This is a genomic window from Ligilactobacillus sp. JN-6 (Y).1, assembly GCF_058111525.1.
Genome location: NZ_CM176599.1, coordinates 809,871 through 822,469 on the forward strand (window position 1 = coordinate 809,871; position 12,599 = coordinate 822,469).

Sequence of the window (12,599 nt, forward strand, 5' to 3'; positions counted from 1 at the left end):
TATTCTAAAATACCTAGTCTATAACAAGATCCAAATCGGATATCCATTTACAAAACTTATAAATTAAAGGATCAATTTATACGGAACTTGCAAATTGTCAGCGAGTTTGCCAAAGAATTGGGCTGCTTGTTGACCATCGATGATTTGATGATCAAAAGTTAAACTCAATGGCAGAGTTGATTTTGTACCGATCTGCCCGTCTTCACTGAGAGTTAACTCTTTTTGCAACGTACCTACGCCCAAGATCCCAATTTCTGGCGGGTTAATGATCGGCGTAAAGTACTCGATCCCTTCCTTACCTAAGTTGGTGATCGTAAACGTACCGCCCGTCATTTGATCAGGTGTCAAACCACCTTCACGAGCAAGGTCAGCAACATGTTTTAATTCACGACCAAGTACTGTCAAATTCATATTTTGTGCGTCTTTAATGATCGGCACGACCAATCCGTCGGCCAATCCAACTGCTTCACCGATATTAACAGAATCAACTTGGGCCAATTGTCCATCTGCATAATTACTATTCATCCGTGGTGTATCTTGTAATGCCAGGATCACTGCCCGTGTAAGCAAAGTATTAATACTTAATTGGCCATCTTCCAGCTCGCCAGCCTTGGCTTTAATATCACTTCTAAAGGCCATCAAAGCATCCAGATCGACTTTTCGCTGCAAAGTTACTTGAGCTGTAGTGTTCAAACTTTGCATCATGTTAGTAGCAACTGCTTTGCGCATACCTTTAAGACCAGCACCCCATTGTGGAGTTTGAGTCGTTGCTGTCTCAGCAGTCTGTACAGAAGGTTCTGGCTTAGTAGCAGCATAATGTTCTACATCCCGCCGTGTTATCCGGCCATTACCGCCGGTTCCCACAATTAAGGAATAATCGATGCCTTTTTCTTTAGCTACTTTCCGTGCCAACGGAGTAACAAAAATCCGTTTGCCTTCTTTTCTCGCGGGAGCTTCTGCTGTTGTCTCCGCAGCAACTGGAGTTTCTTCTTTTTCTGGAGCACTTGGTGCGGCAGCCGTTGGTGCACCACCCTCTGGAACTTCCTCACCAGCTTCGCCAATATACCCCATATTTTGCTTGATGGGCAGATCTTCACCTTCTTGGACCAAGATCTTCAAAAGTGTTCCGCTAGCCGGGGCTTCTATATCAGAAGTCAATTTTTCGGAACTAATACGTGCAACAACTTCGCCTTGTTCAACTTTGTCGCCTTCATGTTTCGTCCATTCTTCAATTGTTCCCTCAGTCATTGTGAGACCAAGTTTTGGCATTGTGATCGCTGTAGCCATGTTAGCCCCCCCCTTATTTCGAACTCTTCAAATCGTCGATTATCTCTGCTGCTTCATCGAGTACCCGGTCAGCATTAGGCAAATAAGCTTGTTCCAAATTTGTAGCAAATGGGACCGGTGTATCTGGAGCTGTAACACGTTTGATAGGCCCATCCAAATAATCGAAAGCTTTATCAGTTACAGTTGCTGCAATGTCTGTCGCAGTATTATTATGCGGCTGTGCTTCATCGATCACGATCAAACGTCCAGTCTTTTTAACAGAATCAATAACCGTTTCTTCATCCCATGGAGCAACAGTCCGTAAATCAATAACCTCGACTTCAATGCCCTGGTCAGACAATTTATCGGCGACTTCCATAGCAACAGAAACCATCTTACCGATCGTCACGATCGACAGGTCCTTCCCTTCACGTGTAACAGCAGCCTTGCCCAATGGGATCGTATAATACTCTTCGGGAACTTCGCCTTTGAGCCCATACAAAGTCTTGTCTTCACAAAAAACCACAATATTATCTTCTTCGATAGCTGATAATAATAGACCTTTTGCATCGTACGGATTTGATGGTACAACAACTTTTAACCCCGGAAGCGAGGCAAAAATCCCATAATAAGCGCCTGAATGTTGCGCCGCGGCACTGGCACCTGCACCGATCGTTGTCCGAACAGTCAAAGGTAATTTAGCTTTGCCGCCAAACATATAACGCATCTTAGAGCCTTGTGTAAGCAATGAGTCAAAGGATACTCCGATAAAATCGCTAAACATCAATTCCGAAACTGGACGCAAACCGGTAACAGCCGCACCGACTGCAGCTCCCATATAACTTTGTTCGGAAAGAGGAGTATCGATCACACGCTTTTTGCCATATTTAGGTCCTAATCCTTTGGTTACACCGAAGCAGCCACCCCATGAATCCTCATTCTTTTCTTCCAAATGTTTGACGCCAGCACCACCGACGATGTCTTCGCCCATCAAAAAAACTTTATCATCTTTCTCCATTGCTTGGTCCAAAGCCTGGTTGATCGCATTCATAAACGCTATTTTAGTCATAATATTTTCCTCCTTGTACACAGGGTGTAGTGAAGCGCAACTTTCTACTTCACAAACCCAACTTACCCTGGACTACTAATCAGCGAAAACGTCTGTATAAAGTGCCTCTGCTTTTGGAACTGGGCTGTCCTTAGCAAATTCAACAGCGTCTTTAACATCTTGAGCAGATTTCTTTTCGATCTCCTTAGCCGCTTTTTCAGTAAAGAGTTTTTTCTTAATAGCATAATCACGGAATTCTTTAATATCATCGCGATCATGAAAGGCAATTTCTTCGTCAGTGTCATATTTGTATGTCTGCTCGTCACCTTCAAAGTGTCCGTATTCTCTATAAGTGTGGCATTCAATGAGTGATGGGCCTTCACCCTTACGTGCCCGTTCAATAGCTTTACCTGCTGCTTCATAAACGGCCATAAAGTCCTTACCATCAACTTTTTCACCCGGAATATTATAAGCTGAAGCGCGTTTTGCGATCGTCGATGAAGCTGAAGAGTATTTCTGTGGTGTCGCCTCGGCAAAAGTATTGTTTTCGTTAATAAATACTACTGGCAAATTCCAGATCGCAGCCATATTGATAGATTCATGGAAGTTCCCCTCGTTTGCAGCACCATCGCCAAAGAAACAAACCGCAACATCATCCGTGCCTAAATATTGGTTACGTAACCCAGCACCGATCGCTAATGGAAATCCACTACCAACGATCCCATTTGCACCAAGCATACCTTTATCAAGGTCGGCAATATGCATAGAACCGCCCTTACCTTTGCAAAGGCCAGTTTCTCTACCGAAGATCTCGGCCATTATGCCCTTCAAGTCACAACCTTTGGCAATACAGTGTCCGTGACCACGGTGAGTGCTTGTAATATAATCATCATCCGTTAAACTTGTACAAACACCAACTGCAACAGCCTCTTCACCTGCATACAAATGGACAAAACCAGGGATCTCACCTTTGGCAAAAATATCATGGACCGTATTTTCAAAGTTGCGAATATCATTCATTTTTCCAAAAGCTTCTTTTGCTTTTGCTGATGTCAATTTTTTCATTAATATGACCTCCAGTCATTACACTTAGCACTTGTATGAAATCATTCACACACGCTGTTGCCAAACTTCATATCCCTAACCATCTCTTTGCTAAAACGCTTTTTTGATATCGCTTTCAAAAAGAAGTTCATTTCTCCTTTTACTTATTTGTCGATTTGTCTAATAAAACTTTAGCAGCATCATTGATCGCTTCAGAATACGTTGGATGTGCAAACAATGTATCGCTTAATTCATCAACGGTTCCTTCACATTGAACAACTGCGATAATAGTATGCAAAGTCTCGATCGCATCAGGACCAACAACAACAGCACCAAGGATCTGATGATATTTCTTTTCGCTAATGATCTTAACGAAACCTTGTCCGCCAGAAGTAAGGTTACGACCGTTCGCAACTAAAGAACTAACAGCGATATCCACGTCATAACCCTTATCGGTCGCGGTTTTTTCACTATTCCCAAAGTGGGCAACTTCAGGTTCTGTATGCAAGAACAATGGTAATAATTCACGATCGACTGGTGGTTCAGGATATCCTGCCACTGCAGCAGCAGCTTTCATAGCTTCAGCCATGGCCTCTCCCGCTAACATATATCCGCCGATCAAGTCCCCGACTGCATAAACATCAGCAACACTTGTTTGATAATGCCGATCAACTTTGACATGACGATTACTTTTATCCAGTTGAAGCCCTAGGTCTTTAGCTATTGTTAAATCAACTTTTCGTCCCGTAACAACTAATAACTTATCAAAATTAAAAGTCTCTCCTTGCTCAGTCTCAACTTTATTTGGTTTGATCTCGCTGATCTTAGCACCAGAGTGGATATCGACTCCCATCCGCTTTAATTCATTTCTGATCACCTCTCTAGCATCATTGTCTTCAGTCCCCAAAATATCTGGGGCAGAATCGATCATCGTGACTTTAACACCAAGTGGTGCAAAAACAAATGCCATATCTACCGCAAAGATATCTCCACCAATGATCGTCAAGTCCTTAGGCAATTCTGTTAATAAAAAAACGTCTTCGGTAGTCAAATAGTCTACCTGATCTAGACCATTGAATGGCACTATTTTTGGTCTACTTCCTGTAGCTAACAAAAGCTTCTTGCCACGTAATTCCTGATCATCAACAACAACCGTTTGCCGGTCCTTAACTACACAACGTCCCTCGATCAAATCGATCTGATGAGTCTTAAATAGTGAACGAACTCCCATTTGAAGCTGGTTAGAAATTTGATCTTTACGCTCCTTCAAAACTTTAAGATCGATCTTTCCGACTTTAGCTGTGATCCCTAATTCTGCTGCATTGCCGATCTTAGTAGCTAAACGACTCGCCTCAAGGTAGGCTGTTGTTGGAATACACCCATAATTAATACAAGTTCCGCCAACATTTTCAGAGATCACACCGACCTTCAAACCGAGCTCGGCCGCACGAATCGCAGCAGTGTATCCACCGGGGCCAGCACCGACAACAATTAAATCGTACATGAAGCTATCACCGCCTTCAATTAAGATTTAAAACTTAAACATTTACGACCCAAGCTTTTAATAAGTATCTTCTTATTACTTATTTTTGATAACTATATAATATTTACTGGATATTTAGCGTTGAACAAAACATCGATTAAAATTACTGTATATCTTTTATATAAGTGGATTGTAAACGTATTCACAACTGAATAGTATCATACATTTGTCTTGTTGTGTTGCCTTTTTTAATTAATTTTTCAGAAATTTTTTGTTATAAAATCAACTGCTTTTTTGACCACTAAAAAAAGCTTTGGTCGTCGAAGGATCAACCAAAGCAATTATTTTTTTATCCATTAATTTTCCTTTTCTTAAATATCCAAATAAATATTACAGCTAAAATAGCTGCTGCCAAAATAACATACAGCCATTCGTCAACTACAACTAACATTTGTCGCCAAGCCTTCCCGGCATGATGACCTATATTTATCAAGATAAAATTCCAGATCAAAGTTCCAACAATAGTCAGTAAACTGAACTTGCCCAGCGGATATCTTGTCATACCTGCAGGGATCGAGATCAAACTCCTGATCACAGGTACACAACGCCCGAATAAGATCGCCCATCCGCCATGTTTCTTAAAGAAAGTGGCCGTTTTATCAATATCAGCTTCTTTAAGCCTCAAAATTTTTCCACCCCGGCTGCGTGCAAACCTTTTAAGTTGATCAATATTCAAAAAACGTCCAATTAAATATAAGATCAGTGCCCCAATATAGGCACCTACTGTAGCCGCTACAGTGGCCCCAATAAGTCCTAAATCTGTATGCAATGTAGAGTAGCCCGCAAAAACTAAGACTACTTCCGATGGGATCGGCGGAAAAACATTCTCTAATGCGATCAATAAAGTAATTCCCAAATAGCCATACTGTTCGATCGCAGCGGTAATCATTTCTGTATTCAAATGGTTGCCTCATTTCGAATTTATTTATTTGATCATACCAAGTGACTTAGAATTTCAACAACATTTACATGTAAATGCTAGAAATTTTTAAGATTTAATGGCTAAAAAATGGGCAAAAGTATATATCTGCTACGACGTGTGAGGCCTGGTTGAAAAAGAAGAAGACCTAGATAAGAGCGATTTTGAGTTAAAATCATATATGCTACCATAGTTAAAGTACATGAAAAAAGGGATATTTCACGAAAAAAAGGACAAAAAAGCCACTTACCTATTTACTATAAAACTCGAGTTTCCAACCAGAAAAATGCTATTATGCAATTAGTTTACTTAGGCTCTAATCAAATTTATCAATTACTTTTTATTAGAATCAGAGAAAGGACTGTCTTCTATGCCGGAAAGTTTAAATCTCATAATTAAAGGAACTAATGAATTATCACCCCAAGAACTATTGAATATTATGCAAGAAAGAGTGAGGGTTTTTGTCGTTGAACAGAATTGTCCGTATCAAGAAATTGACGAGGCAGACAAACAAGCCTTCCATGTTGTGCTAAAAAAAGCAGGTAAAATTGTTGCTTATACACGGATCGTCCCTCATGAAGATCAAGTGCATATTAGTTTCGGCAGAGTCTTAGTCGTCAAAGAATATCGCAAACAAAACTTAGGTAAAAAGATCATAAAGGCCACTCTTGAAGAAATACAAAAACAATTTCCAGACAAAGGAATCAAAATTCAAGCACAAAGCTACTTGAAAAAATTTTACAGTTCGTTTGGGTTCAAAGCTATTTCCGATATTTATTTGGAAGATAACATCCCACATCTGGATATGATTTTAGAAAAATAAATGCCTAAAGCAAAAGAAAACTTGTTATAGTAATAAAAGCGCGCTAGTTGAAAAAATAGTCAACTAGTGCGCTTTTGATTTGGATTTGATAATTTAATATTTTATTTCTAGCCTCGAATTGCGGTGAGTCTTGCTAAATTACGAGATATACATAAGGCCTTCACTGCATATCTTTAACCAATTAAATCCTTGCTAAATGCATGGCTGCTTTGCGACCCTGATGAATGATCCCAGCAATTGCTGTACCTGAACCTGGATAGTATGGGCCTAACCAACCGCCAGCATTTAATCCTGCAGCATACAAACCACGTATTGGTTGCTCAAGGTTATCCAAGACCTGACAGTCAGCTGTTATTTTTAGACCGCCGATCGCTCCAAGATTTGTAGCCAAATTTTTATATGCATAATATGGGCCTGTTATTTTTTCTAAGCCTGTTTCTCGCCCATATTCCGTGTCTGCTCCCTCTTGAACAGCTTTGTTCCATTTCTTTATACTTACTTGGAGACTTTCGGCAGGTACGGCAATTTTTTCAGCCATTTCTTCAACCGAATCAGCCTTTAAAACGACTCCATTTTTGACATCTTCGTTTAGCGATTCAGTTGTCCAGGGACTGCCTGCTTCAGTAATGGAAGCTTTGCCAAAAATCATATAAGTTGGATGAGCAAACTGTTTTTCTTGCTCGAAAATCGCACGGTACTGATAAGCATAGGTTGCATCTTCACAAACAAAACGCTCGCCCGCTCCATTGACAAAGATCAACGGGATCGTTGGCACACGGTTATCTGTCCCATTTCCAGTTTTACCATCAAAATCTATACAACCTCCCATACCAGAGATCGCTCCACCAACTGACATCCCCATTATGATCCCATCGCCCGTATCTGTCTTAGCTGACAAACAAGCTTTGTTTTGCAGATCAAAATATTGTTGTCGATTTAATTTAAAGGCTAAGTCGGTATTTTGATCAATACTTGCTGTAGCTAGAACTACGCCTCTTTTAGCTCTGATTTTTTTCTGAATTCCTTTCACTTCAACTACGACACCGGCCACTGAATTTTGTTCGTTATCTTTGATCAAAGAAATTACTGGCGCATCATACCAAACCTGGGATCCTTTTTTCTTTGCAGCGTTTAACAAAGTCTTTGTTAAAATGATCCCGGCTCCTGTACCGCCTCCGTTTTGATATACATGGATACGATCTGCAAACAACTTGTCATCTATATAAGGGATATGACAATTACCGTACATTGAATCCCACTTGATCCCTAGATCCGCTAACCACTCAATATTTTTTGGCGCTCCATTTGCCAAGTCGTTGACTAGATCCTCATCAACATTGTTTTCTCCAGCTTTCATCCAATATTCAGCATGCTTTTCTGGGGTGTCATCTGAATATTTAGTATATTTTTGTTGGTAGCTAGTGCCGGCTGCTTGGATCACCCCGCCAGAATAACTGGTCGATCCGCCAGCTACGCCTGACTTTTCACAAAGTAAAACTGACAGGCCTTCCTCCGCTGCCTGAGTCGCTGCAGCTAATCCTGCGCCACCGCTTCCCACAACAACAACTTCGTATTCAACATCAAACTTTGTTTGCTCATTGACATAAACTGGTTCCTGAACAGGAGAATTATTTTGTACTTTTTGCCCTTCTGAATGCACCGAAGCACTAGTCTGTGCATCGAGTTGCTCCTGTTCATGTGTCCACTTGATGTCAGGATCTAAGGCATCTTCTGGTGTTAATTTTCCTTGATAAACAGCATAAGCCTTTCCTACAGCACTTTTATAAGCTTGAGAAGTACCCGTAGCCCCAGTGACCGCGTCGATTTGCACAGATTTTTTAGCTACAATTTCATCTTGCATCCTTTCGATCGCTAAACTACCTACTGTATTGTGATCATAATCTGTTTCGACCCTGTTTATTTTTCCGTCTTCGATCTCAAGAGTCGCTTTTATCGTTGAATGAAATCCTTGTGTAGCACCTATATATTTATTCGTTTCATTACTCATGATATTCCTCCTGTTTTACCTCATAAAAAATTGCAAATGTGAGGCTTCTTTTTGAGCTTGTGCAATCCTTCTCATACATTGTTATTCTATAATATTAGACCAGGCTTTTCCACTAATTATCTATCGATAAAATAACTACGTTGAACCATTGCTCTCTGATCCTCTCTAGAAAATTGCTTTAAAGGCAACAAAAAAGAGTGAAATTGATCACTCTAAAAATATCTATTTGTAAAATCAAAAACGTATCTCTAATAGATTCCTTCAAACATGCTTTAACTCTAGTCTTTGATCGCAGCGACCTCTTCCAAGAACCACTTATTAAAGGCTTCTGCATCAATATCAACGCAGACTTTAGTGTTCGTTTTTCCATGGTGATATGCACCACGAATATCGCCAACTGTTTCACCCATAGCTGGCCCTTCCGTTTGAACGTCTACCCACATCTCCTCTGTCGTCATTGCTTCGGGGTGTAAAAGATAGAAGATGGTGTTAACATCGTGCATCGGATGCCCATTCTCATCCCCATCATTATAATGAGTAACTAGTGCTTGCAGCATTTTGCCGGACCGACCCATCGTACCTAGTTTATCCATCGTTTCAGGTGTTAGTAAGGCCTTCAATGTGACGTCTAACCCCACCATCACGATCGGGATCCCCGAATCGTACATAATTTTTGCTGCGTGTGGATCAGTAAAGACGTTAAACTCAGCAGCACTTGTCATGTTGCCTTTTGATAAAGTACCCCCCATCGCGATGATCTCTTTAATATTTTCTTTGACCTCGGGATATTCGATAAATAACAACGCAATATTAGTGTACGAACCAGTTGGTATCAAAGTGATCGGTTCATCACTAGCCATGATCTCATCTCTCAAAGCCTCAACAGCAGATCTTTGAATTGGCTCGCCATAATCATTACCAAAATCATAGCCCGGCATCCCCGATTCACCATGAATTCTTGCAGCATCTTCAAATGGTTTGATCAAAGGCTGTTTAGCACCTGCCGCCACAGGGATCTCATTTTCTTTACCAAAAAAATGCACGATCTTTAAAGCGTTCGCAGTTGTTTTGTCAACCGTAACATTTCCAGCGACCGCGGTAACCAGCTTCAAGTTGATGTTCGGGTCGTTGATCGCCATCGTGAGAGCAGCTGCATCATCGATCCCAGGGTCTGTATCCATAATAACGTTAATTGCCATCTTTTATTCCTCCTTGTAATTATAAGAGCTATTCATATTAAGTTTGATCCATTTAGATTTGAAACAATACTCCATGATAAACTTATCGTCTTACTAACGTTTGCTAAAACGAATCCAACTGTCTGGAAAAATGGGATATTTTAAAAACGTAGTGCAAATTAAATATACTGGTTTTATATGTTCATGTAAAGCGCTCTACCGAACTATCAATTATTATCATGCAAATTTCATTTTATGCTTTCTGGGCTCGCACACAAAAAAGCAAAGGCCCTTATTTTTCAAAAAGTTCCTTTGCTTCATCTCAAAATCACACAATTATTTTATTTTTTTAAATATTCATCCGTATCGTCCCATTGATCAATACCATCCGAGACACCATTTGGATTTTGTGGGTCATGCCAGGCAAAATCTTTATACCATAAACTTCTTTTAGCCTGATCCAATTGATTTATCTCTTCTTGATCTTCCTTGGATAATTCAAAATCACCGACCTGACTATTTTCAATGATACGTTTTTCATGCACGGATTTAGGGATCGTGATCGCGCCTTGCTGGATATCCCATTGTAAGATGATCTGTGCAGCTGTTTTATGATATTTATCAGCTAACTTCTGGATCGTTGGATCACTTATGGACTCGCCGCCGCCTAAAGGAGACCATGCTTCCAGCTGGATCCCTTGTAACTGCATTATCTGCCGAATATCCTTTTCTTGATTCAATGGGTTAAATTCCAACTGATTAACAGCCGGTGTAACAGCAGAATTATCCATCAAATATTGTAATTTAGCAGTATCAAAATTAGAAACACCAATGGCCTTGATCTTACCTTCATAGTATAGTTCCTCTAAAGCATGCCAAGTATCTAAATAACGTCCGTCTACCGGCCAGTGGATCAAATAAAGGTCCAGGTAACTCAGTTGCAGTTCTTTCATCGTATCTTCAAAGCCTTGCAATGTCGCCTTATAACCAACATCCCCATTAAATACTTTGGATGTTACAAAAAGGTCCTTCCGGTTTAATCCTGTTTTAAGCAAGCCATCCTTTATCCCTACACCAACACCGGGCTGATTACCATATTGTTTAGCCGTATCTATCATGCGGTATCCATTCTCGATAGCTGTGGTAACCGAGCTTGCTGCATTTGTATTATTGGTTTTCCAAACACCTAAACCAAAAATAGGCATTTCAATACCATTATTTAATTTAGTCGTTTGAGTCAAAATATCTTTACTCATCTGATCACTCCTCGTAATTCGTTAAGTCCTTGCCATTTTGTTCATCGACAAATCTTTTTCAAGCACTTATAAAGCAACATTCTTTCACCAACAATAACTAAAACATCTTCCATGTTCAGTGTCTGACATACAAGCAAAATTGTCAAACGATCGCGATCAAAGAGCATTTCTACCTCACCTCGCAGGGGTGGTTCAAAAACTCCTTTGTTTTTTAAGGACACAACCATTACAATGTGTATAATACAATCTTTAGCAGAGGAAAAATTATGATCAAGTCTAAAAATATTACCAACGATCTGACCCTGATCCAGACAAAACGTTTGACCACTGAAGAAACTACTCAATTGCAGCAACAATACGACTTAACGCAAGAAGTCATCAACTATGTTATTGACCGAGATGAAAGTCCGAACTATGTCTATGATGAAGATAGCGGAGACGAACTCTTCATTGTTCAGATCCCCCATGCTTTATACAAAAGCCAAGCAAGATATATTACTCAACCAGTGGGCTTTTTATTGCACGATAGTCTTCTTTTCACTTTTAACCCTAGTGGAGAAGACAATTTTGAAAAAATTATCCATAAACATAGCGAAAAAAATCATCAAACTCGCAATGAGCTCATATTCGCTGCTCTTTTTGACCTAATGGACAGTTTTATGCCTATCATGCATGGCCTGACCAAAGAACGAAATCGCCTAGATAAGGTGCTTAATAAACAAATTAAGAATAAAGAATTGATACAGTTCTCTCATTTACAACAAACACTTTCTTATTTCTCAAGTGCCAACGAATTAAATCTAACGATGTTTCATAAATTACCACATACTCATTTTTTCACGCCCCACACTGAACAAGACGAAAAAAAGGATATGCTTGAAGATGTCGTGATCGAAGGCGAGCAGGTCTCACGCATGATTGAAACTGAACTGGCAGTCGTCGGCAGGATCGGTGATACATTTAACACTATCGCAAACAATAATTTGAACGATACAATGAAGGTCTTGACTGTCTGGTCACTTGCTTTGACTATTCCGACGATTTTGACCGGATTTTATGGTATGAACGTTGGATTACCAGCAGCCCATACATCATACACATGGGTCATGGTCCTGGTCTTATCAGTAGTCATCGCTCTTATCTTATTGTGTGTATTAAAGATCGGTCATAAACTTTAAGGAGCACAATATGGAACTAAAAATTACCACTTTTAAAGAGCCAACTGCACAACATTACCAACTGTTATTAGAAGCTGACCCTTCAAAAAAAATAATAGATTCATATCTCGAACGTTCTTCTTGTTACCAGGCAACCGTTAATGATCTGCTCATTGGCAGCATTATACTATTACCAACACACCCGGAAACACTGGAAATTGTTAATTTAGCAATTGATCGTAAAATGAGAAACAATGGGATAGGTCAGCGGTTGATCGAATTTGCAGAAGTAACTGCAGTCAAAAGGGTTATAAACGCTTAGAAATCGGAACCGGAACAACCAGTTTTGGACAATTA

At 40.0% G+C, this 12,599-nt stretch carries 11 protein-coding genes; 3 read left to right on the plus strand and 8 right to left on the minus strand.

Features of this window, described 5'->3' with window-relative positions; all coding sequences use genetic code 11:
- Nucleotides 1-63: 63 nt before the first annotated feature.
- The 5 genes from AC3XNE_RS03875 to AC3XNE_RS03895 form a co-directional block, all read right to left on the minus strand.
- A complete protein-coding gene (locus AC3XNE_RS03875) occupies nt 64-1,287 on the minus strand; it encodes a dihydrolipoamide acetyltransferase family protein (RefSeq protein ID WP_489833003.1) in 1,224 nt (407 codons plus the stop codon).
- A 13-nt stretch (nt 1,288-1,300) separates the two neighbouring features.
- Nucleotides 1,301-2,335 carry an alpha-ketoacid dehydrogenase subunit beta gene (locus AC3XNE_RS03880; RefSeq protein WP_489833004.1) on the minus strand — a complete coding sequence of 345 codons (1,035 nt, stop codon included), beginning with the start codon at nt 2,333-2,335 and terminating at the stop codon, nt 1,301-1,303.
- Nucleotides 2,336-2,410: 75 nt separating this feature from the next.
- Nucleotides 2,411-3,379 carry a thiamine pyrophosphate-dependent dehydrogenase E1 component subunit alpha gene (locus AC3XNE_RS03885; protein WP_489833005.1) on the minus strand — a complete coding sequence of 323 codons (969 nt, stop codon included), beginning with the start codon at nt 3,377-3,379 and terminating at the stop codon, nt 2,411-2,413.
- Nucleotides 3,380-3,518: 139 nt separating this feature from the next.
- Complete coding sequence (locus AC3XNE_RS03890) at nt 3,519-4,862, minus strand: dihydrolipoyl dehydrogenase family protein (RefSeq protein WP_489833006.1); 1,344 nt, start codon at nt 4,860-4,862, stop codon at nt 3,519-3,521.
- A 328-nt stretch (nt 4,863-5,190) separates the two neighbouring features.
- Nucleotides 5,191-5,802: a DedA family protein gene (locus tag AC3XNE_RS03895; RefSeq protein ID WP_489833007.1), complete on the minus strand. Its 612-nt coding sequence runs from the start codon at nt 5,800-5,802 to the stop codon at nt 5,191-5,193.
- 388 nt (nt 5,803-6,190) lie between these two features.
- On the opposite strand from AC3XNE_RS03895, the gene AC3XNE_RS03900 reads away from it, so the two are divergent.
- The gene (locus tag AC3XNE_RS03900; RefSeq protein WP_489833008.1) at nt 6,191-6,643 is read left to right on the plus strand and encodes a GNAT family N-acetyltransferase; all 453 of its coding nucleotides are present in this window, start codon (nt 6,191-6,193) and stop codon (nt 6,641-6,643) included.
- Nucleotides 6,644-6,824: 181 nt separating this feature from the next.
- On the opposite strand, the gene AC3XNE_RS03905 is transcribed toward AC3XNE_RS03900, so the two are convergent.
- The 3 genes from AC3XNE_RS03905 to AC3XNE_RS03915 form a co-directional block, all read right to left on the minus strand.
- Complete coding sequence (locus tag AC3XNE_RS03905; RefSeq protein WP_489833009.1) at nt 6,825-8,651, minus strand: FAD-dependent oxidoreductase; 1,827 nt, start codon at nt 8,649-8,651, stop codon at nt 6,825-6,827.
- Between the two features lie 278 nt (nt 8,652-8,929).
- Entirely contained in the window at nt 8,930-9,850 is a 921-nt protein-coding gene (gene rihC, locus AC3XNE_RS03910; protein ID WP_489833010.1) for a ribonucleoside hydrolase RihC, read from the minus strand.
- 320 nt (nt 9,851-10,170) lie between these two features.
- Complete coding sequence (locus tag AC3XNE_RS03915) at nt 10,171-11,085, minus strand: aldo/keto reductase (RefSeq protein WP_489833011.1); 915 nt, start codon at nt 11,083-11,085, stop codon at nt 10,171-10,173.
- A gap of 266 nt (nt 11,086-11,351) precedes the next feature.
- Between AC3XNE_RS03915 and AC3XNE_RS03920 the strand changes: the two genes are divergently transcribed.
- Together AC3XNE_RS03920 and AC3XNE_RS03925 are read left to right on the plus strand one after the other, a co-directional pair.
- Complete coding sequence (locus tag AC3XNE_RS03920) at nt 11,352-12,263, plus strand: magnesium transporter CorA family protein (RefSeq protein WP_489833012.1); 912 nt, start codon at nt 11,352-11,354, stop codon at nt 12,261-12,263.
- Nucleotides 12,264-12,273: 10 nt separating this feature from the next.
- Nucleotides 12,274-12,564 (plus strand): GNAT family N-acetyltransferase, encoded by a 291-nt coding sequence (locus tag AC3XNE_RS03925; protein ID WP_489833013.1) that lies wholly within the window; start codon nt 12,274-12,276, stop codon nt 12,562-12,564.
- The last annotated feature ends 35 nt before the right edge of the window (nt 12,565-12,599 follow it).

Coding starts and splice junctions, on each gene's coding strand:
- AC3XNE_RS03875 (WP_489833003.1), bottom strand. CDS start 1,287: ATGGCTACAGCGATCACAATGCCAAAACTTGGTCTCACAATGACTGAG.
- AC3XNE_RS03880 (WP_489833004.1), bottom strand. CDS start 2,335: ATGACTAAAATAGCGTTTATGAATGCGATCAACCAGGCTTTGGACCAA.
- AC3XNE_RS03885 (WP_489833005.1), bottom strand. CDS start 3,379: ATGAAAAAATTGACATCAGCAAAAGCAAAAGAAGCTTTTGGAAAAATG.
- AC3XNE_RS03890 (WP_489833006.1), bottom strand. CDS start 4,862: ATGTACGATTTAATTGTTGTCGGTGCTGGCCCCGGTGGATACACTGCT.
- AC3XNE_RS03900 (WP_489833008.1), top strand. CDS start 6,191: ATGCCGGAAAGTTTAAATCTCATAATTAAAGGAACTAATGAATTATCA.
- AC3XNE_RS03905 (WP_489833009.1), bottom strand. CDS start 8,651: ATGAGTAATGAAACGAATAAATATATAGGTGCTACACAAGGATTTCAT.
- rihC (WP_489833010.1), bottom strand. CDS start 9,850: ATGGCAATTAACGTTATTATGGATACAGACCCTGGGATCGATGATGCA.
- AC3XNE_RS03915 (WP_489833011.1), bottom strand. CDS start 11,085: ATGAGTAAAGATATTTTGACTCAAACGACTAAATTAAATAATGGTATT.
- AC3XNE_RS03920 (WP_489833012.1), top strand. CDS start 11,352: ATGATCAAGTCTAAAAATATTACCAACGATCTGACCCTGATCCAGACA.
- AC3XNE_RS03925 (WP_489833013.1), top strand. CDS start 12,274: ATGGAACTAAAAATTACCACTTTTAAAGAGCCAACTGCACAACATTAC.